Source organism: Roseofilum sp., from assembly GCF_982964205.1.
Genome location: NZ_CEZBFX010000019.1, coordinates 15083 through 40447 on the forward strand (window position 1 = coordinate 15083; position 25365 = coordinate 40447).

Genomic DNA, 25365 nt, shown 5'->3' on the forward strand with positions numbered 1-25365 from the left:
ACTCGATCGTTAATTAAGACTGTAGAATTTGAGAATTCGCCATTCCTTGCAGCGATTTACGATGAATTTTACCCGTAGAGGTGCGCGGTAGGCACTCAACAAAACATAAGGATTGAGGGACTTTAAAGTGAGGTAAATTTTGTTTAGTAAACTGGTAGATATTTTTCTCCAAAGCCGGAGAAGCGCGACGTTCCAGTTTGAGTCCGATATAGGCAACAATTCTGGTCAATTGTTCGCCGCTCTTCGACTCGGGTACAATCGCGACTTCGAGAATGTCGGGATGATGCAATAAAACTTCCTCAATCTCTAAGGGAGAAATCCATTGACCGTTAGCTTTAAACAGGTCTCCTTTTCGTCCCATAAACTTAAAGTAGCCTTCCTCGTCGCAGATATATTTATCCCCCGTTAGCATGGTATCGCCGTACAGAGCTGCCCGGGTTTCGGACAGGCGATTCCAATAACCGAGCATCAAGCTTTCTCCTTTCACCGCTAAGTCACCTATGGTATTGGCAGGTTGGGGCTGTCCGCTCTCGTCTACAACGCGTACTTCGTAACCGGGAACGGGACGGCCAGAAGTTCCGGGCTTGCAGGTTTCCGGTCGATTGGATAAAAAGATGTGCAAAAATTCTGTTGTGCCGATCCCTTCACAAATTTCCAGACCGAAGACCTCTCGCCATTGCTGCCAAACAATTGGAGGCAACTGTTCGGCAGCCGAAACGCACAGGCGCAAACTGGAAACATTGAGAGGAGTAAGCTCTCGCACGGCTAAAAGATTGGCATAAATACTGGGGATGCCAAAGAAAATAGTAGGTTGGTAGCGATCGATGTCGGCGATAATATCGAAGGCATTGCCGGCTGCTGACAAAACAGCAGCAGCACCAACAGCCATAGGCATATAAAGGGAGTTGCCCAATCCGTAAGCGAAAGCAAGGGGAGCGACGGAGTAAGTAATATCCGTTTCGGCTAGTCCCAATATCCCCTGACCATAGGCGCGATCGCAGATTACCATACTTTGCTGACGGTGAATGACCCCTTTCGGTTTGCCTGTACTGCCAGAGGTATAGAGCCAAAAGGCGGGTTCGTCTCCGTGGGTGTCTGCGGGGAGAGGCAGATTATTCTGTTCTTCTATGAGGGAGAGGAAAGAGTGAGAGTTTGGGGGGTCGGTTTCTGTAGAGCTATCAATGGAGAGAGAATGACGGAGAAAAGGAGAGTCAATCGGTCCGATTCTAGCAAATCCCTCGCGATTGCTTAGTAAAATTTTGGCCCGCGAGTTGTGGAGAATGTAATGTACATCTTCAACGCTACAACTGGGAACGATGGGAACGGGAATCGCCCCCAGCCAAATCGCGCCCCAAAAGGCAAAGGCAAATTCTGGTGTATTGGGCAGTAAAATAGCAATGCGGTTTTCCCGTTCTACTCCCAGTTCGGCGAGTAAATTAGCCGCTTGTTGGACGCGCTTGCGAGTTTGGCTATAAGTGTAGGTTCCATCCTTGGTATAAAACGCAATGTTATCTCCCTTCTCTCGAATCAAATTTCTATCCAAGAAATAGGCAGCAGCGTTGAAGTTACTGGGTAAGGGGTCGAGAAAATCGTTCATGAATCGTTGCTGGTTGTAGATTGATAGGCGATCGCGCAAACGAGGAGATGGTTTTGCCAAGATAACCAACTCATTTCCCAATGCTGCCATCCCAGTTCGTCAGCTTTTTGGCGGGCAGAACCCGATAAATTCGCTGATAAACGTCCCAATGAGTTGAGTCGGGAAGAAATTTCAAACCAGTGAATTTCAGCTAATCCCGTTCCGAGTGCTTTGCCGAGTGCTTCTTTACTGGCAAAACAAAGGGCTAGGTATTTGGCAGGGGTGGGGTCAAGTTGGCTGGCATCGAGTTCTTTGGAGGCAAAGATTAAAGTGAGAGTGTCGCGATCGTAACGGCGAAGAAAGTTCTCGACTCGGGAAATTTCCACCAAATCGATACCGATCGCCGCGATCGACCCGTCTTGTCTATTGCTTTGCTGGTTGGCTCCCGAAAGCTTATGCCAAACTGGAGCGCGCATCCGCAATCTCTTGACTTATTTCAGCCAAAGTTTTGTCCTGACGGGTTTCTAATTTAAGGGCAACTCCAAGTTGCCGTTTGAGGGCTAGAGCGATTTCCACGATCTCAGTCGAGTCGAGTTGCAGATCGCGATAGAGTAAAGCATCGTCATATAACAACTCTTCGGAAATACCCAAGTTTCTCAAAATGCTCTTTAAGGTGTTTTGAGTGTCAAGAGAGGAGTTCTGTTCCATATTTGCGTTTTCACAATTCCAAATTTTTCTCAATAAATGAGAACAGTGGCTTTGTCAGCCCAAGGCAGGCACATTCTATCAGAGGACAAAGAACAGAACTAACTCCAAACGGATTTTTTTTAGCTCTAAAGGGATTATCTTTCTCTGAGCCATAGGAAATTGAGTATTGGAAGGCGATCGAGCGCTCTGAAAGCTATGAAAATTTTCCTTAAGGAAAATTTTCGTTTTTTTAACTTCCTTCTGAGCTAAAATAATTGCTAATCATTTTTAATAAGTAGAAATTGAAAGTGAGAGTCAATGACTATAAAGTTGATCTTTCCACGGCATGGGATGCAACAAAGCTTTCCCGAACTGCTAGAGCAGATGAATTTGTCCAATCTGTATTCCTATGATGCGGAGAGAACAGAAGCACGACTAGAATGGTTGAAGAAGATCGGTAGAGGTTCAGTTCGGTTCGCTTATTTGGATTCGGGCTTGCAAATCTCGATTGAAAATCAGCAAATGAAGCAGAATTTGGTGCTGCAAGGTCAGCACCTTCATACCGATCCCTTAAAATTTTACTTTCTGATTTCTGGCGAAGTAACTGGTGTTGTCGGCTGGCCGACCTCTTCTTTTATCTTGCAGGAAGGACACAATTGCTTGACTGCTTGTGGAGGAGATGGCGCTCAGATAACCTACTATGCCGATCACCCCTATTTAGCCGTAACGATTTTGCTTGCTCCAGAGTTTTTCAGAGCCTTTCTGGAGGGGAAATCTGATATACCCCAGCCCTTGCTACAAGCAATTGAGCCATCAGCCGAAACTTTTTTTCATACCAGTCCAACCTCCCCCACTATGCAGATCGCTCTCCATCAACTTTTGCACTGTCCTTATGAGGGTCTGACCGGGCAAATCTATATTGAGAGCAAGGCTCTCGAACTCGTCGCCCTCAAGCTGGCTCAAATCGATGAAAGTACAAAATTACGGCCCAAAAATTCCCCTTTACAACCCCGAGACCTCGATTGTATTCATCATGCCAAGGAAATTCTCATAGACAATATAGAATCCCCCCCTTCCTTATTGGAACTCGCCAGAAAAGCAGGAATCAACGATTACAAGCTCAAAATTGGCTTTCGCGAAGTCTTCGGAACGACAGTATTCGGCTACCTTCGCAATCAACGTATGGAATGGGCCCGCAAACTCCTCCTCGAACAACAAATGAATGTCTCGGAAGTCGCTCAAGCGGTTGGCTATGCCAGCCTCAGTCGGTTTAGTACAGCATTCAAAGATTATTTTGGCACGACCCCCAAAACTTACCAAAAAAATTCTCAATCTCATTAAATCTTCAGTCATCATGTCCCAATCTCAATTACAACTCGCAGGTGTACCGCGCACAATGGTTCTTACGACTCGCGCCAGAGCTGACGAAGATCGAAATTCTAACGGTCTTTTTCGCGATCGCCACGCCCGAGAGTGGAGCGATCATCTGGGTTGGAATGTGGAACTCGACTCTTTTTATGGCACGTATACCCAAGCCGGTTGGGCTATTCGCGCAGAGCACTTTGATTGTGCAGTACAACGTAACATTGCCCATATTAAAAACCCCCTGGTTATCGAGTTAGGAGCGGGTTTATCCAGTCGATACTACCGCCTGCAACAAGAAAATTTGCACTGGATTAATCTTGATTTACCGGAAGTGAATGACATTCGCAGCCAACTCGATCGTGAAACCGAAAACTATAAATTTATTGGAGCTTCCGCCTTAGACTTTAACTGGATGGAGCAACTGCCTTCGAGATCTCCCGAGGAGATTGTTATTGTTGCTGAAGGTTTATTGATGTACTTCGATGCGGAATCAGTTGCTCAACTGATCTCACGAATGCAGCAACGCTTTCCGGGAGCAACTTTTATCTTTGATATTGTCGGAACATCTTATCGCAAGTCTGCCAAGAAACTCGAAGCCTTAGGTGCTCCCCTACAGTGGTTTGTCAAAGATATAGACGAAGTCGCGCGTATGGGAGTCGAGATTATTGAAGTGCAATCACTTTTTCAATTACATCCCGAACGGTGGGGAATGATGCGTTTGCTAACTTGGTTGCCTTTTATTCGCTCGATGACTCTCATTTTTGAGACAAAATTAAAGCCGTAGACTTAAATTCTTTCTTCAGTTGTGTACACAAAAAAAGTATGGTCGATTGGATTGAGATTGGTCTATCGTTATGTGATTGCAGAGTGAAATAGAGTTTTCGGTTGAGATTTTAAGCAAAATACAACGGAAAAAGTTGCTATAGCGATTTTAAACTGCCTTATTCTTCCTTAAGTTTTATTCCCCTAACCTTCTTTAAAAAGGAGGATTTAGGGGAATTTTTCTGACTGAACCTCATAAAACAAGGAAAGAACTGTAAGAAATATAACTTGTAAATCAGTGTAAAGATTAAACCGCTTATGAGGTTTAGGTTTTCGTCAAATAAGACCAATAGATGAAAAAATCAAGTTATAAGAACCTATAGCATCTGATGTAAAACAATTGTGACGTTTTACTTTACAGGAGAGTTCTGTTGCTCCCGTGATATAGAGACTTGCTTCCATCTTTCCAAAAGCTATGCCTTGTGAATTTGCCAGACTATAAGACATAGCTATAACTCAAATATTGGCCAACAATCGTTAGCCATTGACTCGCATATCATTCTACAAAGTAGACTGGGTATACACTCTGACTTTTCTTTATAAATAGGCCCCAAAGAAAAATCGAGAAAAAATACGTTTGAAGCAAAAAAAAAACCGGATATGATCTTTTTTTTTATGGAGTATACTGATAATATTATTTTCAGAATGTAATTAACAATAAAAACCTTTCAAGGGATCGAAGTCATCCTACTCAACCTGATGCGGTAATTATAGGCATGATGGAGAGTTTGATCTTAATGTAAACAACTATAGAGGTAAGATATCAAAGGTTTTATTTATCATTTTATATCTATTTAATGGATAAGTTTTAGTCAGCATAGATTTCCTCAATCACAAGAAAAAAGATGAACAACCAAGTGAAAGATAGCACAAAAGTAAAATATAGAGAACAGTTCTTCCCAAACTATAACATTGAACCTCTCACCGTTCTCAGCAATCTAAAAAAAGCAGGAATGATCAATTCATACCTGCTTTATGAAGGAGAAGACGAAGTCCGAATTGCAATTGGCGAATATAGAAAAATTGCTGTCAGCCGCGATCGCATTGAAATGTCGGGGAATGAAGTCAATTCTCAACCTATTCGCGATCCCTTCAAACAAGTAGAAGAGATGCTGAATACTCTGCCCTTAGAAAATTGGACAGCGTATGGTTACGTTTCCTTCGATATGGCGAGTTTTTACTCTTCGTACTCCAAACAAAGCGAGAATGAACTGCTCTACCTCATCATCCCCGATAGCGAATTAATCTTTATTCCAGAGGGAATTTGTTACCGGAGTATCAAGGGGATTGATGAAATTAATACACTATTAACCAATGAGGTACAACTCCCGACTTATACAGCAACTCCTATATCAATTGACTTTAGCGATCGCCAAGATTACGAACATCGGGTCGCAGAACTGATTGCAGCCATCAAAGCCAATCGCTTGCAAAAAGCCATTATTTCCCGCACTGCTAAGTATTCGGGACAATTAAACGTTCTTGGAACGTATTCGATCGCCAACCAAGCCAATAATGCTTACCGTTCTTACGCTTTCGATCTCGGAAAAGTCAAAGGAGTGGGTTTCAGTCCCGAGATTCTCATGAAAGCAGCAGATGGACGTTGGGTCGTCACCAACCCTCTCGCTGGAACGCGACCTCGAGGAGAAACCCCTGAGAAAGATTTGCGCCTTTATGCCGAGTTATTTGCTGATGCTAAAGAAGTAAAAGAACACGCCCTTTCTGCTTGGCTTGCACAGCAAGAAATGGCCTCGGTTTGCTTGCCCAACAGCGTTGGCGTATTCAATTTCATGGAAATTAAGAAATATCGTTGCGTTCAGCACCTTTCCTCTCGCGTGGGCGGTCTCCTGCAACCCAATCGCACCCTCTGGGATGCACTGAAAGTTCTCTTTCCGGGGATTACAGTTTCCGGGATTGACAAGCAGCAAGCATTGTACTGGATCGATCGCCTCGAAGACGAACCCCGAAGCCTCTACGCCGGTACCCTTGGCTGGGTCAGCAGTAACGGAACAGCCGACTTCGCTCTTGCCATTCGGTCAGTTTTCCAATACGGAGACACCATTCATCTCAATGCCGGAGCCGGAATTATCGCCGAGTCCGTTCCTGGCAATGAATATATCGAGTCAGTGAACAAAATGAACACGATGCTTGCCAATCTTGTCATCGAGTAACTGGACATTGGAAATCCCGTAAAAATATCGGGCAAGAAGAGCAAAAACAATGACAGATAAATCCTGGAAATTTTACAACCCGACGAGCGATCGCACTTTGACTCTAGTCGAAGTCGATAGTTTGCCAGCAATCGACGAAGAGCGATACTTCACTCTTGCCGAACGCAACTCTTTCGAGAGAGGAGAACGACGGTTGCAGCATCTAGGAGGTCGTCTAGCAGCAAAACAGAGCATCCTCAGTTATATGCCCGAACTCTCGCACCAAGATGTGGAGATTCGCAGATTGCCCTGCGGCGCGCCTGCTGTTGCCTTCAGTCCTCGCGGTCAAATTACCGCCGCTGATGTCGGTTTTGGGGAATGGCTTTTAAGTATCAGCCATACCTCCCGCTATGCTGCCGCTTGGGCGATCGGCAAGCACAACTGACTTTATGATGTCCGTTTATTAATGGAGTCAAACCCTACCATGAACGCTTCTATCGCCATTCGTTCCTTAACTCTAGCCTTTCCCGACACCATTCGCACCAATGATTATTGGCGCGAGAACTGTCCTCACTTGCTCCCGAAAGCAAGAAAGCGGCAAAGAAATGTTGCTCCTATTGCTAGAGAGGATGCCGATATTTGGTCGCAGGCCGTTGCTCCTTATCTTACCGATCCCTTCCGAGGAGCAAGAGAACGACGCATTCTGCAACCGGAAGAATCGGGACTGGCTTTAGAATGTCAGGCAGCCAAAGAAGCGATCGCCCTTGCCAGACTAACTCCAGAAGCGGTCGATTTAGCCTTAATCACTGCCCTATTTCCCGACTCCCCCGGTCCCGGTCATGCCGCTTATTTAGGGCGAGATGTCGGGCTGCACTGTCCAGCATGGAATATTGAATCCACCTGTTCGAGTGCTCTCGTTGCCTTAGAAACTGCTCGCACCTTTATCGCGTCGGGACGATACGAACATATTCTCATCGTCGTTTCTCATTTTGGCTCAAATGCGACGGACAACAGTGATTCTTTCTCTTGGTCTTTAGGAGATGGAGCTGGGGCTTTAATAGTCAGTCCGGTTCGAGAAGAGGAAGGGATATTGAGCGTGGCGATCGCCCCCGCAACCGAAACTTGCAATGCCTATCGTTACGAACTGGCTGGCAATAGCAAAGGCAAAACTCACCTTCTGGCGCGAACGGGAGATAATGCCATTGCCCTGGCTGAAACCGCTGTCGATGCAGCGCGCTCCTGCTGTCAAAAAGCTGCCGAAATGGCTGGAGTCAGCTTAACTGACATCGACTTTTTCGCTTTCAATACCCCGACGGCTTGGTATGCCGATGTTTGTATTCGAGCTTTAGGAATTGATCGCGATCGCGCTCTCAACCTCTACCCTCATTATAGCAATATTGGACCTGTTTTTCCCCTGGCCAATTTAGAGCGTGCCGCTCGCGTTGGGAAACTCAACCCGGGCGACCTCGTTTTAATTTATGCCAACGGTGCTGCTGCTACCTCTGCCGCTGTCATCGTCCGTTGGGGAGAAACGATGTTGGGAACGCCTCCCGCTCCACCTCTCAATCTTTCTGAAGCCGAAGAGAACATTGCCAGTTTTGCGCCACAGGAAGAACAACTCTCGCCAACACTGCCCTCATTCCGAGAAATATTAGCCACTCCACCTACAGAACGCCCTGCCTGGATCTCTACCTATCTTTTAGGTTGGCTGGCGGTTTATCTGCAATGTTCTCCCGAAGAACTGACAGTCGATTTACCCTTTGGCGGTTTAGTCGATTCCCTCGTGGCGATCGAACTTAAGCGACGCTTAGAGGAAGACTTTCGCATCTGCGTTCCCTTGGAACAATTCTTTGGCGAGAACAATAGCGAGCGCCTCGCTTCCTATCTCTGCGATCGCTTGTTCTTGAAAGAATTGATGGTGACCTCTACCACGCAAAGCGATCGATCGCGAGAAACCATCCATTTATAAACTGCAATTTATTTCTTGTCATTAAAATTTTATCTCTGGAAAAGACCGTATCGTTCTCATTTTGACGCAATTAATTAAATCGATGAATTTACAACTCTTACTCCAAGATCTTCATTCCAAAGATATCAAACTTGCCGTTGAAGATGGTTCCCTTGCTGTCAATGCCCCTGCGGGAGCATTAACCGCCGAACTGCGTCAAGTCTTACAGGAACGAAAAACCGAACTGTTGGCGTTGCTCGAAGGCAATGAAGCCATAGAAGTATCGGCTCTCCCCCCTCTGATCGCCGATCCTGCCCATCGTTACGACCCCTTTCCCCTGACAGATATGCAGTATGCGTTTTGGGTTGGTCGCAGTGGCGTATTAGAACTGGGTAATGTTTCCAATCACGGTTACTACGAAATAGAAGGCAATGCTCTCGATACCGACCGACTCGAAGCTGTATTAGTGCAAATTATTGCCCGACACGATATGCTGCGGGCGGTAGTATTGCCGGACGGTCAGCAGCAAATTCTCGAAACCGTACCGCCCTATAAGATGAAGGTTCTGGATTTAAGAGAATGCGAGAGTGCCGAGATTGATGCTCGCCTTGAAGATATCCGCGATCGCCTATCCCATCAAATCTTGCAAGCCGATCTCTGGCCTCTATTTGAATTTCGCGCCACGCTTTTGCCCGCAGGACAGATGCGACTGCACGTCAGCTACGATCTGCTGGTCTTCGATGCTTGGAGTTTATTTCGCCTCTTCGACGAGTGGATTCAACTCTATCAAAACCCCGAGGGGATGCTGCCACCTTTAGACCTTTCCTACCGCGATTATGTCCTCGCCGAGCAGGCCCTGCAACAAACGCCATTGTATCAGCGATCGCAAGACTATTGGCTCTCTCGTCTCGATACCCTTCCCCCCGCACCAGAATTACCCCTAGCTAAAAATCCCAAAGAACTGCAACAGCATCGCAACAAGCGCTATGAGAGTCGGCTGGACCGAACTCAATGGCAACAGTTAAAGCAGAAAGCCGCTCGAGAAGGTATCACTCCCTCCAGCTTGCTCCTTGCTGCTTTTGCCGAAATCGTCGCCCTTTGGAGCAATAGCTCTCGATTTACCCTCAATCTGGCACTCTTTAATCGCCTGCCCCTGCATCGTCAAGTCAACGATCTTTTGGGGGACTTTACCTCCGTCACCCTCCTTGCGGTCGAGGGGTCTTCTGGAGAATCTTTCCGCGATCGCGCCCTGGGCTTGCAAAAGCAACTTTGGCAAGATTTAGAACACCGTTATTTTAGCGGCGTGCGAGTAACGCGGGAACTGGCTCGTAAAAAAGGAAGCGCGCCGAGTGCCATGCCCATTGTCTTTACGAGTACATTAGGGTTTAGTTCCATCGGACAAGATACTCGCACCTTCAGTCATTTTGGAGAACTTGTTTATGGTATTAGCCAAGCTTCCCAGGCTTGGATGGATATTCAAGTTTGGGAGGAAAAAGAAGAATTAACCTTCAATTGGGACGCAGTTGAAGGGCTTTTTCCAGAGGGTTTAATTGCAAATATGTTTGAGGCCTATTCCTTTCTCCTCAAACAACTAGCTGCCCCCGAATGCCTTTGGGGAGAAACGATAGGGCAACTATTACCTCCGGCTCAACTGGCGGCACGCAATGCCGCCAATGCAACAGACGCGCCCATTCCCCAAATCCTGCTGCACGAACTCTTTGCCGCGCGAGTCCCGCAACAACCCGATCGCTTAGCGGTAATTAGCTCCCAACGCCACCTAACTTATCAGCAATTATACGAATGTGCCCATCAACTGGGGCATCGGTTGCGACGGTTGGGAGCTGCTCCCAATTGCTTAGTTGCAGTTGTCATGGAAAAGGGATGGGAACAAATTGTTGCCGTTATGGGGATATTGGTTGCTGGTGCAGCTTATGTTCCCATCGATCCCAGCTTGCCTTCCGAGCGCTTTTCCTATCTGCTCGAAAATAGTGACGCGCAAATCATTCTCACTCAATCTCGGTTTGCAGACCAGCTAGTTCGCGATCGCGGCATTCCCTATCTGTGCGTCGATAGCGAGGATTTCAGCAGCGAAAGTAAAGAGCCTCTCTCTTCCATTCAAAGTGCAGACGACTTGGCTTATGTCATCTACACCTCCGGTTCGACAGGTTTGCCCAAAGGAGTGATGATTTCTCATCGCGGCATCGTCAATGCGATCGTCCACACGAACGATCGCTTTCAAGTCAACCATCGAGACCGCATGTTAGCTCTAACGGCTCTCAATCACGATATGTCAGTTTATGACATCTTTGGTTTATTAGCTGCTGGAGGCACAATTGTTATGCCCGATGCGGCGAGAGCTAAAGATCCCCATCACTGGGTCGAGTTAATTTGCCGCGAAGGAGTCACGTTATGGAACTCCGTTCCCGCCATGCTGGAGATGTTGGTTGATTGCGTGGAAAGTCAATCTCTGACTCTTTCGAGTAGTCTGCGTTTGGCAACCCTCGGGGGCGATTGGATTCCCCTATCTCTACCCGATCGCTTGCGCGCTTTCGTTCCTAACGCGCAAATCGTCAGTGTCGGCGGCCCGACGGAAACGACGCTTTGGAATATTTGTTACGCGATCGAACAGATCGATCCGAACTGGAAAAGCATTCCTTACGGTCAACCGATGGCTAACTCGAAATATTATATCTTCAATGATGCCTTAGAAGACTGTCCGATTTGGGTTTCCGGTCAAATGTATTCTTCTGGAGTCCAAGTGGCCAAAGGCTACTGGTGCAATGAGGAAAAGACCCGCGATAATTTTATTATTCATCCGCGCACCGGCGAACGTATATACGGCACGGGAGATTTGGGTCGCTATCGACCCGATGGCAATATTGAATTTTTGGGACGAGCTGATTTCCAAATCAAAATTCGCGGACATCGCATTGAAGCTGGAGAAATTGAAGCCGTTTTGACTCGGCATCCGGCAGTAAAAGCGGCGATTATTATCGCCCTTGGGCAAGGACAAAGTAAAGAGAGCCTGCTCGCTTATATCATTCCCGAGGGCAAAATCGCCCCCGATTTTGAAGAGTTGAGGAGCTTTCTCAGTTCCAAACTCCCCGACTATATGATTCCATCCGTGTTCTTGTTTTTGGAAGCTTTTCCCCTTTCAGCTAATGGAAAAGTCGATCGCCGTTCCCTTCCTACAAAGGATGTATCGATTGAACAAGTAACCACAACATACATCGCACCGCAAAATAATATCGAGCAAACCATTGCCTCTATTTTTCAAACGGTTTTAAACTTAGAAAAAGTGGGAACGAGTAGTAATTTCTTTGAAATTGGTGGTAACTCTTTATTGATTGCAAAAGTTTACAATCAACTGAAAAACGAGTTCCCCGATGAATTTACATCGATCTCATTATTGGACTTGTATAAATATCCCACCATTCGCGCTTTAGCCCAACAGGTAAAACCCCAACGAGAAGAGCGATCGCCAATCTCGGAAACTGTGGAACTGGCAGAAAAAGTGGCTGCCGGCAAGAATCGTCTCAGACAAAAATTCAAAAAAACAAGATAGCGATCGTCAGAAAACCTTAACCCTTCCATCCAGCTAGTATCTATCACTTGAAATTTAACGATGAATTCAACTTCTGAAACGACAGGATTAGAAATAGCGGTAATCGGTCTTTCGGGACGCTTTCCCAAAAGTAAAAACATTGAAAGTTTTTGGGAAAACCTGATCGGCGGAGTCGAATTAGTGTCGGTTTTTCCCGATTCAGAAGGAAATGGCGGCCAACCCGCGAAAAAGATTAAAGCTGGGGGCATTCTTGAGGATGTAGACCTGTTTGATGCGTCCTTTTTCGGTCTCAATTCCCGAGAGGCAGAAACCATGGATCCGCAACACCGCTTATTTTTAGAATGTGCTGTCGAAGCTCTAGAAAATGCCGGGTATGATTCCCAAAGAGAAAACCGACCGATTGGCGTTTATGCGGGAGTCGGCATGGGGACTTATTTACTCTATAATTTAGCCCCCAATCCAGATTTGGTAGAATCCAGAGGTTTTCTGCAAACTTTAGTGGGGGTTGATAAAGATTATCTGGCAACTCGCGTTTCTTATAAGTTAGATTTGACCGGACCGAGCCTTAGTGTGGGAACAGCTTGTTCGAGTTCGTTGGTTGCCGTTCATTTAGCCTGTCAAAGTTTGTTGGCAGGCGAATGCGATATGAGTTTAGCGGCGGGTGTGGCTGTGAAAATTCCCCAAAGCGGACTGACTTTATCTCCCGATGAAATTGTGTCTGCTGACGGGCATTGTAAAGCTTTTGATGCTAAAGCCGATGGTACGGTGGGAGGCAATGGTATTGGTGTTGTCGTTCTGAAAAGATTGGAAGATGCGATCGCCGATCGCGATCATATTTATGCAGTCATTAAAGGTTCGGCAATCAATAATGATGGCGCTCTTAAAGTCGGTTATACGGCACCGAGTGAAGAAGGTCAAATTCGAGCGATTAAGGCCGCGCAATTAATGGCTGAAGTAGAGCCGGAAACGATTTCTTATATGGAAACCCATGGCACGGGAACGGCGATGGGAGATCCGATTGAAATTGCGGCTATGACTCGGGCATTTCGCACCAGTACCGTTCGCGAAGCGACTCCAAAGGAGTCTCGCAAAGGCTATTGTGCCATCGGTTCAGTAAAAACCAATGTCGGACATTTAGATGCGGCGGCGGGAATTACGGGTTTGATCAAAACAATTCTCGCTCTCGATCGCCAACTGATTCCTCCCATTCTCAATTATTCCCGACCCAACCCCCGCATTGATTTTGCCAATAGTCCTTTTTACGTCAATGATAAGTTACAAGAATGGACGTGCAATGGCAGTCCCCGCCGTGCTGGGGTGAGTTCTTTCGGCATTGGCGGCACCAATGCTCACATCGTTTTAGAAGAAACTCCCACCTTAACTCCGGCCAGTACTTCAAGACCTTGGCAGTTGCTTCTGCTTTCGGCTAAAAGCGCTACAGCATTAGAGAAAGCAACCGAGAATTTAGCGCAGTTCTTACAAACTGATTCCAAGAGCAATCTCGCCGATATTGCTTATACCTTACAAGTGGGACGGCGGGAATTTTCTCACCGCCGCGCTGTCGTTGTCGAAAATGCCACAGAAGCGATCGCTGCTTTAACAAACGGTGCCATGTCGGCAACTCCGGCATTAGATAATCCTCCTGTAGTCTTTCTCTTTCCAGGACAGGGTTCTCAATATATCAATATGGCTCGGCAGGTGTACGAAAGCGAACCATTATTTCGTCAAGAGTGCGATCTCTGTTTCGAGATTCTGCAAAACCACCTGGATACAGATCTGCGCCAACTCCTCTATCCGACGGAAGAACCGGGAGCAGAAGCGAAAAATACTCTCAAACAAACAGCGATCGCTGGCCCAGCTCTCTTTGTGATTGAATATGCTCTCGCTCGCTTGTGGATGTCTTGGGGAGTGCGTCCCCAGTCCTTATTGGGTCACAGTATTGGCGAATATGTGGCAGCCTGTTTGGCGGGAATCTTTTCTCTCGAAGATGCTTTAGCCACCGTTGCCCTTCGCGGTCGCTTGATGCAAGAGTGTCCGCAAGGAACCATGCTTTCCGTAGAATTGGGGGCGCAAGACGTTACCAGCTATTTGAACGACGATTTGACTCTGGCGGTCTGCAACGCACCCCAACTCAGCGTCATTTCTGGGTCTGGCGCAGCCATCGAAGCTCTGCAAAATCGCTTGCAGAAAGCAGAAATTGCCTGTCGTCCTTTGCATACTTCCCATGCCTTTCACTCGCCTTTGATGGAGGAGGCGATCGCACCCCTCCTCCGTCATTTAGAAGGGGTTTCTCTCCATCCTCCCGAAATTCCCGTCATTTCCAACGTTACTGGAAAAGAACTGACCCCCGAGCAAGCTACAGATCCCCAATATTGGGCGCGGCATTTGCGTCAAACCGTACGCTTTAGCGAAGGGGTAGAAGAACTATTGCGAGATGAAACTGCTCTTTTCCTCGAAGTCGGCCCCGGAAAAACAGCCAGTACCCTGGTTAAGCAACAAGGAAACGGACGAATTGCGATTTCTTCTCTCCCCCATCCCAAAGACCCAATCTCTGCGGAAAAATGTCTCTTAAGCACTCTCAGTCGCCTGTGGTTGGCTGGGGTTGAGGTAGACTGGTCGGGATTTTACGGAGATGAAAAGCGCGATCGCGTGCCTTTACCCACCTATCCTTTCGAGCGCCAGCGTTATTGGGTGGATGCTCCCCAACCTACTGCCAAACCCCAGAAGTCTACAAAAGAACGCCAGCCGCAAGAATGGTTGTATGCACCACAATGGCAGAGCGCTCCTTGGGAAAAGATCTCCGAAAATGAGGCAAAATTAGCGCGAGTGCTGGTTTTTAGCGATCGTTGCGGTTTGGGAGAAAACTTGGTGCAGCAGTTGCACACTCAAGGCAAGACGGCGGTTGTGGTAGAAGTTGGCGATCGCTTTACCCGAAACGGCGAACAGGGTTATGCGATCGCTCCCAATTCTACGGCAGATTATGAAGCCTTATTTGCCGATTTGCGCGATCGCGATCTGCTCCCCACCAGTCTTGTTCATCTGTGGACGATTGACTCAAAAGGCTATCCTCAAAAAGGATGGGAGGAGATCGAACAAAGTCAGGATATCGGCTTTTTCAGTTTGCTGGAAATTGCTCGGGCGGCAGGAAAGCAGAAATGGCATCAACCTTTGCATATTAATGTCATAACCAACAATATGCAGCCGGTTACGCCCGATGGAATAGTGTATCCCGAACGAGCAACTGTATTGGGAGCGGTGAAAGTCATTCCCTTGGAATATCCTAAGCTCACTTGTCGTAGCATTGATTTCCATAGCTCGGCATTGGAGGATAGCCAGGCAGCATCTGCCCGATTATTAGAAGAATTAACCGCCTCCGATCCCATCTGTGCCTATCGCGAGGACGAGCGATGGTTGCCAACTTTTTCTCGGGTTAGCCTGGAAGCGACAAGCCAACCTCCCCGAATTAAAGAAGGAGGCGCTTACTTAATTACAGGCGGTTTGGGCGGTATCGGTTTGGTTTTAGCCCGTTATTTAGCGAAAACGGCGCAAGCTAAACTCCTGTTAACCGGGCGCTCTGCCCTGCCGCCGAGGCAAGAATGGGAAACTTGGCAAGGAGATGAAGCGATCGCCGAGAAAATCCGCGCCATCCAAGAACTGGAAAGTCTTGGGGCACAAGTAATGATCGCCCGAGCTGATGTCTGCGATCGCTCGGCAATGGAAAAGGCGATCGGTGAGTTTCGCGCTCAATATGGAACGTTGCACGGAATCATTCATGCGGCGGGAGTTCCTGGAGGCGGAATCATTCAGCGCAAAAGCCGAGAGACGGCCCAAACCGTTCTCGCCCCGAAAGTTTGGGGGACTTTAGTTCTCGATGCGATCGTCAAAGATATTCCCCTTGATTTCTTTGTTTTATGTTCTTCTTTAGCCTCAATTAAAGGTGGTTTCGGACAGGTAGATTATACGGCAGCTAATGCTTTTCTCGATGCTTTTGCTCGTTATAAAACAACGGCTGGGATATTTACCACAGCCATTAATTGGGATGCCTGGCAAGAGGTGGGCATGGCCGCTCGCAGCGATCGCTCCCAGGTGGAATTTGCCGATGGATTATTTCCCGATGAAGGAGTCGAAATCTTTGCGCGAATTTTGGCAAGTTCTCTTTCTCAAGTTCTCGTGTCTATTGAAGATTTCTTAGAAGAAAAGAACGGATTGCCCGTTTCCAGTCCGGACATTGACATTAGCGAGAGAGAATCTTCTCGGTCCGGATATTCTCGACCTCAATTAGATACGCCCTATCTGGCACCGAGAAATACCAGGGAACAAGAAATTTCCACAATTTGGGAGAACTATTTAGGTATTGTTCCTATTGGGGTTCGCGATGACTTTTTTGCCTTGGGCGGTCATTCTCTCTTAGCCACTCGTTTGATTGCTAAGCTTAGCGAAACCTTTGCCACGGAGATTCTCTTAAGCGAATTATTTGATGCCCCAACTATTGCGGGTTTAGCAGAAATTATCGATACCAACTCCTCCGAGTCAAAAGTAACAACGCCGCTCCCCGAAATCGTCCCCGACTGGCAAAGACGCAACGATCCTTTTCCCCTCACTGAAGTTCAGCAGGCATATTGGATCGGTCGCCAGCAGGGATTTGAACTCGGAAATGTGGCGACTTACTTTTATGGAGAAATCGATGCTATTTCTCTCGATATCCCTCGTTATAACCGAGCTTGGCAGCGTTTAATTGATCGCCACGAAATGTTAAGGGCGATCGTTCGTCCCGACGGACAACAGCAAATTCTGGCAGAGGTTCCTCCCTATAACATTGAAGTCCTTGACTTGCGGGGAAAATCGCCAACTGAAGTTAACGGTACCCTAGCCGACATTCGCGATCGCCTCTCTCACCAAGTTATTCCCAGCGATCGCTGGCCGCTATTTGAAATTCGCGCTACCATGATGGACTCTGAGCGCGTCCGACTGCACCTGAGTTTTGATGCCCTCATTATCGACTTGGGCAGTGCGGAAATATTATTTCGAGAACTCTACGAACTCTATCAAACCCCCGATCTCGAACTCCCGCCACTTTCTCTTTCCTTCCGAGATTATGTCTGTGCCTTGGAATCTTTAAAAGAGAGCGATCGTTATCAACGCGCCTTAGATTACTGGCAGCAGCGCCTGCATGAACTTCCTCCTGCCCCGGATCTGCCCCTAGCCAAACCTTTAGCGACCTTAAAGGAAGTCCGTTTCCATCGTCGTTCTTATCGTCTCACCCCGGAATTATGGCAGCCTTTAAAGCAACAAGCCAGTCAATTTAATATTACTGCTTCGGGTTTGCTGGCAACAGCATTTGCGGAAATTCTGGCTGCTTGGAGCGGAAAGTCCTGTTTCACCCTCAATCTGACGCTTTTCAACCGCCTCCCCTTTCACGAAGAAATCGATCGCGTCGTGGGAGATTTTACCTCTCTCATCCTCTTGGCAATTGACTGTGGAGAACAAGAGTCTTTTATCACTCGCGCCCAACGCTTACAAAAACAACTTTGGCAAGATTTAAATCACAATGCCGTTAGTGGCGTAACGTTATTGCGAGAACTGAACCGACTGCAAGGAGATGGTTCCTCAGTTCTCATGCCCATTGTCTTTACCAGCAATCTGATTCAAGATGGAGTCGAGGCCAAACCCCCAGCAATTTCCCAATTCGGTCAGTTGACCTACGGCATCAGCCAAACGCCCCAAGTGATTCTCGACTATCAAGTATACGAGGATGGACAGACTTTAGTGGTTACGTGGGATTGCGTGGATGAAGCTTTTCCCGAGGGGGTTCTCGATGCCATGTTTGCCACCTACGAGACCTTCCTCCAGCGTTTGGCGACAGTGGAGAGTGCTTGGGAAGAGCAAGGGCGACAGTTGCACATTCCCCAACTCGATATTCAACAAGAAAGCAATCAAACAGATGCTCCCCTTCCCTCTGGATTGCTTCACGATGGCTTCTTCCAACAAGCGCAAAAGACTCCCAAAGCGATCGCCATTTCCACTCTGCATCGCACCTTTACCTACCAAGAACTCTCTCGCCTTGCCTGTCAACTGGGCCATCGGCTGCGCGAGTTAGGGGCAAAGCCAGACGAACTGGTAGCCGTAGTCATGGAAAAAGGCTGGGAACAAGTCGCTGCGGTTCTCGGAATTCTGGCCTCCGGTGCTGCCTATTTGCCCATCGATTCGGAAATGCCTTCCGAACGCATGGCGTACTTATTGGAAAATGGGGATGTCAACATTGCGATCGCCCAATCGAAATTACGCGATCGGATTACTCTTCCCGCCCATATCACCGTTATTTTCCCCGAGAGCGACGACCTATCCGAGCAACCCGACATTCCTCTAGAAAGCCGACAAACTGCTGAAAACTTGGCGTATGTTATTTATACCTCCGGTTCGACAGGCAAGCCGAAAGGAGTTGCCATCGCCCATCGGGGTGCATTAAATACTGTTGTCGATATCAATCAGCGCTTCCAAGTGGATACGAGCGATCGCGTCCTCGCCCTCTCTTCTCTGAGTTTCGACCTCTCGGTCTACGATATCTTCGGCACTCTAGCAGCCGGAGCAACTCTGGTAATACCCGAAGCGGAAGTCGCTAAAGATCCAGCTCATTGGGCGGAGTTGGTAGAGAGTAATGGCATAACTCTGTGGAACTCGGTGCCCGCCCTCATGCAGCTATTTGTCGATTACATGGAATCTCGCCCCGACTTAAAAGCAAATTCTCTGCGATCGGTACTCTTGAGCGGAGATTGGCTGCCCCTCACCTTACCTCCACAGATTAAAGCCATTGCTCCAGAAGCGACGGTAATGAGTTTGGGAGGTGCAACCGAAGCGTCTATCTGGTCGATTTATTATCCCATTGACGAGATCGATCCGGCATGGAACAGTATTCCCTACGGTCTTCCCCTGCTCAACCAACACTTCTACGTCCTCAACCCAAATCTGGAACCCTGTCCGATCTGGGTGACGGGACAACTCTACATCGGTGGCGTTGGTTTAGCCGAGAGATACTGGAAGGACTCAGAGAAAACCGCCGCCAGCTTTATCATTCATCCTGAAACGGGAGAACGTCTCTACCTTACTGGGGACTTGGGACGCTACCTTCCCGATGGCAATATCGAATTTTTGGGTCGAGAAGACTTCCAACTGAAAATTCGCGGCTATCGGATCGAAGCAGGAGAGGTCGAAAGTGCGATCGCCGAACATCCTCGCGTCCGTAAAGCAATTGTCACCTCTGCGGGAGATCGTCGTAGCAAAGAACAATTGGTAGCTTATGTCGTGAGCGATACTGACGTTCCAGAAACTCCTACAGAAACCTCTGAAAGCGGTCTGGTTCTCGATCCGGTGGCGCGGTTAGAGTTTCGCCTGGAACAACGAGGAATTCGGTCCCTAGAGGGGAATGTAGAGACGGAATTACCCACCTCCGAACCCCTGCGGCGCGATATCTATCTCCAGCGTCAAAGCTACCGTCAATATTTGCAAGCCCCCTTCCCTTTAACTGACTTAGCCAACCTGTTAAATGGCCTGCGTTCCTTGCAGTTAGCAGAATCTCCTCTGCCGAAATATCGCTATCCTTCAGCCGGCCATCTGTATCCCGTGCAGACTTATATTTATGTCAAACCGGGACGCATTGACGGTTTAGAAGGGGGAACCTACTACTACCATCCGGTCAAGCATCGCCTGATTTTAATCTCCAAAACAGCCCGTTTGGAGCGAGATTTATACAGTTACTCCAACAAAGATATTTTCGATCGCGCTGCTTTTGCCCTCTTTTCCATTGGCTCTCTTGACGCGATCTCGCCACTTTACGGCGAATTTGCCCGAGACTTTTGCTTGCTTGAAGCGGGATATATAGGTCAATTATTGAGCGAAGAATGTCAGCGCTACAACATTGGACTCTGTGCTATTGGCGACCCCATGGATGCCGAAGTGATCGAGGACTGTTTCCAACTCGAAAGTAATAATATCCTGCTCCAGGGATTCTTGGGCGGCGCGATCGCCCCCGAACAAAAGCAGCAATGGTTGCAACCCCAAGCATCTAACCCAGAAGAAACAACAGAAAAATCCCTCTCTTTCGAGGAAGAATTGCGGAATTTATTAACTACCCGCCTGCCCGATTATATGGTTCCTTCTGCCTTTGTTTTCTTAGATGAATTCCCTCTGACAGCCAACGGCAAAATTAACCGCAAAGCTCTTCCTTCTCCTCAATCTAAACCGGCTCAAACCCCCTATGTTGCACCGCGTAATGCCCAAGAAGAACTCCTCGCTCAAATTTGGCAAGAAGTTTTAGAGCTCGATCGCATTGGCATCGGCGAAAACTTCTTTGAACTCGGAGGGAATTCCCTGCAAGCGACGCAAATCCTGACGCGAATTCGAGAAGCTTTACCCGCCGCCGATTTAAGTTTGCGCCAACTGCTCGATGCGTCAACCGTTGCCGAATTGGCCGAGGCTATCGAGGAGAATTTACTGGCTCAACTTGAAGGGTTATCTGATGAGGAGGCAGCCGATTTGTTGAGCGGTCAATGACCCACCCCTAACCCCTCCTAGGAGGGGAAAGACCCAGACCCAGTCCCTCTCTAGAGGGGAGAGACCCACCCCTAACCCCTCCTAGGAGGGGAAAGACCTACCCCCAAACCAGGATAATGAAAAGTAAAGAAAATTTATCAACTCCCAAACGAGAATTACTCGAAAAACTATTACAGGGGAAAGTTAAAAAATCTCTGAAATCCGAACAAGAAAAAACCGTTTCCGTGCCGCAAATCGTTCCCGATCGCGCCGGACGGTACGAGGCGTTTCCGCTAACAGAAATGCAGCAAGCCTATTGGTTGGGAAGAAGTGGGGCTTTTGAGTTGGGCAATGTTTCCATGCACAACTATTTGGAATTGGAAGCCAAAGACTTTGATTTCCCTCGCTTTCAACACGCTTGGCAACAGTTAATCGATCGCCACGATATGCTGCGGGCAGTGGTTTTAAGCGATGGTCGCCAACAAGTTTTAGAATCACCTCCCCCTTATGAAATTGCCCTAACCGACCTGCGGGATGCGAATGAAACGGCTATTTCTTCCCATATTCAAGCCGTGAGAGATCGCCTCTCCCATCAAGTTTTACCTCTCGATCGCTGGCCGCAATTCGAGGTAGTCGCCACGCAATTAAGCGATCGTGATTTTCGCCTGCATTTAAGTTTGGATGGCTGGTGTACCGACTTTTGGAGTACCTTAAAACTATTCCAAGACCTCTCGCATTTTTACAATGAGAGCGATAGTCAACTTCCAGCTTTAGAATTATCTTTCCGAGATTATGTATTGGGGACTCGAACCCTCGAAGAAACCCCTCGCTACGAAAAAGATTTAACCTATTGGCGCGATCGCATCAGCCATCTTCCTCCCGCTCCCGAATTACCTCTCGCTCAAAATCCCGGCAATATCTCTCAGCCGCGCTTTAAACGCCTGAGAGCAGTTATCGATTCTCAAAAATGGCAAACTTTAAAACAGAAAGCCGCCCGTCGGAATTTAACCCCAACAGGCTTACTCCTGGCTACCTACGCGGAAGTCCTGGCACGCTGGAGTAAATCTCCTCACTTTACCCTTAACGTCCCTTCGTTTAACCGCCTACCTTTTCACCCACAAATTAATGAAATTATTGGGGAATGTGCCTCCTTTATTCTCCTTGAAGTGAATTGTTCTCCCAATCAACCTTTTGCTGTCCGCGCCCGACGCTTGCAGGAGCAATTGTGGCAAGATTTAGAACATGGGGCGGTGAGTGGCGTTCGCGTTTTGCGAGAATGGGTGGAAGCGCAACAAAGAGAAGCCAGCTTGTCAGCGATGCCTATTATTTTTACCCACGGGCCGCAACAAAGCGAAACTAATCCCACCGCGATCGCCTTCCTGGAAGAGCAAACCGAAACCGTTTACAGTATTTCTCAAACCCCGCAAGTTTGGCTCGATTATCAGTATTACGTCCGGGCGGATGGTTCCTTAGATTTCAACTGGGATTATGTTGAAGGACTTTTTCCTCCAGGCACGATCGAAGATATGTTCGAGACCTATCAGCATCTCCTCGATCGCTTGGCTGATAAAGAAGAGACTTGGGAGCAACAACAATTACACCTCATTCCCGTGGCTCAATTGGCGCAACGGACAGCCATTAATGCTACGGAGGCGATTGCCCCCGAAGGGCTACTACATCAGTTCTTTAGCGCTCGCGCTCGCCAACAACCCCAACATCCTGCCCTTGTTACCAGCGATCGAGTTCTCACCTATGAAGAAGTTTCTCGTCGCGCTTGTCAATTAAGTCGAGATTTGCGCCAACTGGGAGTCCGTCCCCATCAAATGGTTGCCGTGGTTATGGAAAAAGGATGGGAACAAATGGTTGCCGTCTTAGCTATTCTGGCTGCGGGAGGAACCTACGTCCCCATTGCTCCGACTTGGCCGGAACGCCGCCAACAAAAAATATTGACCAGTGCTAATGTGACAGTTGCCTTGACTCAATCTCATTTGCAAGAACATCTTGCTGGGTTTACTGGGGTGCAATGGCTTTTGGTCGATAAGGCAGAGTTAGCTGACGATCTGCTCGATCCTGACGACGCGCTGCAAGAACAAGAAGATTTAGCCTATGTCATCTATACTTCTGGATCTACGGGAGAACCGAAAGGCGTAGCCATCGACCATCGCGGTGCGGTTAATACCATTATCGATATTAACCAGCGCTTCCAAGTCACTTCTGGCGATCGCGTTTTCGCCCTCTCCGCCCTCACTTTCGACTTATCCGTTTACGATATTTTCGGCGTGTTGGCTGCGGGAGGAACACTTGTTATTCCCAAACCTTTACATGGGAAAAATCCCGCTCATTGGTTAGAGTTAATTCAGCGAGAAAGGGTAACCCTTTGGAATACCGTCCCGGCACTGATGGAAATGCTGGCGGAATATGTGAGCCAAGACAACGATTCCGCCCTCGCCTCCTTGCGCTTGGCATTATTGAGCGGTGACTGGATTCCCTTGAGTTTGCCCGATCGCCTCCATTCCCTCATGCCCGATCTGCAAGTTGTCAGTTTGGGTGGAGCAACGGAAGCTTCCATCTGGTCGATTTTCTACCCCATCGAGGCGGTCGATCCGCAGTGGCAGAGCATTCCTTACGGCAAATCTTTGACAAATCAGAAATTTTATGTGTTAGACGAGTTCCTCGAACCCGTACCGGTTTGGGTTGCCGGACAATTGTATATTGGCGGTATCGGTTTGGCACAAGGATATTGGGAAGATCGCGAGAAAACCGAGGCGAGTTTTATCATTCATCCTGCTACTGGCGAGCGCTTGTACCGAACGGGAGATTTAGGGCGCTACCTTCGAGATGGCAATATCGAGTTTCTCGGACGGGAAGACAATCTCGTAAAACTGCAAGGATATCGCCTCGAATTGGGAGAAATTGAGGTGGCATTGCGCCAGCATCCGGGAGTTCGGGATGCTTTGGTGATGGTGAAAGAGAATGTCAAGCATCAGCTTGCCGCTTATTTGATTTGTCAATCTTCTCCAGAGGGAAGCTTGTTCGCTATTGAAGATCGGGATGAGTCGGAGATCGAGACAGCATGGCGATCGCTGCTCGCGGCTGGCGATCGCGAAACCCATCGCATTTTACCCGAATTCGATCTCGATGGACTAGCAGAGACCGGAGAACGATTGGAAGCATTGAGCATTGCTTATATGAGGCAAACCTTCAAGGATTTGGGAGTGTATACCCAAGCTGGAGAGAGCTATTCGAGCAGCGAACTCATCGAGCAATGCGGGCTTCTACCGGATTATGACAAAACTATCCGTCAATGGTTGAGCATCTTGACCAACCAAGGGGATTTAATTTGCGAAGACGGCGATCGCTGGATCAGTCCCAAACCCTTAAATACGGATAATCTGCAACAACTCTGGCAAAATGCCGCTGGACTAACCGATCCTATCTCTCAGGATCTCCTTTCTTATCTGCAACGCAATGGAGAACATCACATTCCCATTTTGCGAGGGGAGAAAAATCCCGTCGATCTGCTTTTTATCCAAGGGAGTCAAGAGACGGCTGAAAGTGCTTATGAACGTTCGCCTTCGGCGCGCTATTCTAACAATTTGGTGAAAGCGGCAGTGGCGCAATTGGTTCGCACTTGGCCGCAAGATAAACCTCTGCGCATCTTGGAAATTGGTGCGGGAGTCGGCGCAACTACTTGCTCTCTATTACCGGAGTTACCAATAAAAAATACCCGTTACACTTACACGGATATTTCCCAATTTTTCCTCAATCAAGGACGGCAAAAATTCAAAAATTATCCCTTTGTCGAATATCGTCTCTTTGACGTTAATCGAGATCCGCAGGAACAGGGCTATGAATTGGGGAGTTTCGATCTCATCCTTGCCGTCAATGTTATCCACGTAGCGCGAGATTTAAACGTCACTTTACCCTACACGCGATCGCTGCTCGCAGCCGGCGGATCGTTACTGTTAGTCGAACTGACGGACTTTCGTCCCTCGCACATGACGACGATTGGTTTAACCGAAGGGTTTAGGGACTACAAAGACGAACGCTTAAGCGCTAATCTACCCACCCTATCGCCCCAAGAGTGGTGCGATCGCCTTTCCAAGCAAGGATTTGAAGACTGTGCATTTTTCCCGAAAGCTGGATCGCCCTTAGATATTTTGGGACAACACGTCATTCTCGCCCGAGGAGATGGGGAAAAACAGTTCAAACGCCAAGCACTACAAGCGTTTTTACAAGAACGGCTGCCAGATTATGCCATCCCCACTCAGTATATTCCCCTCGATCGCTGGCCGCTCACGGCTAACGGCAAAATCAATCGACAAAAGCTGATTAATCTCGAGGACATTACCTCCTCAGAAACTCGCTCTATTGTGCCGCCGAGTAACGAACTCGAAGAGGCGATCGCCAAAATTTGGCAAGGGGTTTTGAATCTAGAACCTCCCTTTGATATCCAGCAAAACTTTTTCGACTTGGGAGGCAATTCGATCGCGGCTGTACAAGTTCGCGCTCAACTCGCCGAAACTTTGAAACAGGATATCTCAGTTTTAACCCTGTTTGAATATCCCACTATCGAATCACTCGCCCGCCATCTCGGGGAAACCAAAGGCAGCGAAACCTTGATGCAAACCGTGCGCGATCGCGGCGATCGGCGCAAGCAAGCCGCCTTAAAACGACGGCAAAAAAATCGCTCGCGCTGAGAAAAACCATCGATTCACTTTTAGCA

Annotated in this window: 11 protein-coding genes; 8 read left to right on the top strand and 3 right to left on the bottom strand. The window is 47.9% G+C overall.

Annotated elements, in window-relative coordinates; all coding sequences use genetic code 11:
• Positions 1-13 precede the first annotated feature (13 nt).
• Genes AC3A14_RS07640 through AC3A14_RS07650 form a run of 3 tightly spaced genes read right to left on the bottom strand, consistent with a single transcriptional unit; the run spans position 14 to position 2284 of the window.
• A complete protein-coding gene (locus AC3A14_RS07640) occupies positions 14-1597 on the bottom strand; it encodes a benzoate-CoA ligase family protein (protein WP_413039094.1) in 1584 nt (527 codons plus the stop codon).
• Positions 1594-2052 (bottom strand): holo-ACP synthase, encoded by a 459-nt coding sequence (locus AC3A14_RS07645; RefSeq protein WP_318731779.1) that lies wholly within the window; start codon positions 2050-2052, stop codon positions 1594-1596. The genes AC3A14_RS07640 and AC3A14_RS07645 overlap by 4 nt, the downstream gene beginning before the upstream one ends.
• Positions 2030-2284, bottom strand: coding sequence for a phosphopantetheine-binding protein (locus AC3A14_RS07650; RefSeq protein WP_318698773.1), 255 nt, complete (start codon positions 2282-2284; stop codon positions 2030-2032). Before AC3A14_RS07650 ends, AC3A14_RS07645 begins: the two co-directional genes overlap by 23 nt.
• A gap of 297 nt (positions 2285-2581) precedes the next feature.
• Here AC3A14_RS07650 and AC3A14_RS07655 point away from each other — a divergent pair, with 297 nt between their 5' ends.
• From AC3A14_RS07655 to AC3A14_RS07690, 8 genes are all read left to right on the top strand, one after another.
• Positions 2582-3604 carry a helix-turn-helix transcriptional regulator gene (locus AC3A14_RS07655; protein WP_318731780.1) on the top strand — a complete coding sequence of 341 codons (1023 nt, stop codon included), beginning with the start codon at positions 2582-2584 and terminating at the stop codon, positions 3602-3604.
• Between the two features lie 13 nt (positions 3605-3617).
• Complete coding sequence (locus AC3A14_RS07660) at positions 3618-4412, top strand: class I SAM-dependent methyltransferase (RefSeq protein ID WP_318698771.1); 795 nt, start codon at positions 3618-3620, stop codon at positions 4410-4412.
• Positions 4413-5295: 883 nt separating this feature from the next.
• Entirely contained in the window at positions 5296-6621 is a 1326-nt protein-coding gene (locus tag AC3A14_RS07665) for an anthranilate synthase component I family protein (RefSeq protein ID WP_318731781.1), read from the top strand.
• 49 nt (positions 6622-6670) lie between these two features.
• Entirely contained in the window at positions 6671-7045 is a 375-nt protein-coding gene (locus AC3A14_RS07670; protein ID WP_318731782.1) for a holo-ACP synthase, read from the top strand.
• Positions 7046-7084: 39 nt separating this feature from the next.
• On the top strand, positions 7085-8569 hold the full coding sequence (locus tag AC3A14_RS07675) for a 3-oxoacyl-[acyl-carrier-protein] synthase III C-terminal domain-containing protein (RefSeq protein WP_318731783.1): 1485 nt from the start codon (positions 7085-7087) through the stop codon (positions 8567-8569).
• Positions 8570-8651: 82 nt separating this feature from the next.
• Positions 8652-12113 carry a non-ribosomal peptide synthetase gene (locus AC3A14_RS07680; protein WP_318731784.1) on the top strand — a complete coding sequence of 1154 codons (3462 nt, stop codon included), beginning with the start codon at positions 8652-8654 and terminating at the stop codon, positions 12111-12113.
• A 60-nt stretch (positions 12114-12173) separates the two neighbouring features.
• Positions 12174-20660: a non-ribosomal peptide synthetase/type I polyketide synthase gene (locus tag AC3A14_RS07685; protein ID WP_318731785.1), complete on the top strand. Its 8487-nt coding sequence runs from the start codon at positions 12174-12176 to the stop codon at positions 20658-20660.
• Positions 20661-20776: 116 nt separating this feature from the next.
• Positions 20777-25339 carry a non-ribosomal peptide synthetase gene (locus AC3A14_RS07690; protein WP_318731786.1) on the top strand — a complete coding sequence of 1521 codons (4563 nt, stop codon included), beginning with the start codon at positions 20777-20779 and terminating at the stop codon, positions 25337-25339.
• The last annotated feature ends 26 nt before the right edge of the window (positions 25340-25365 follow it).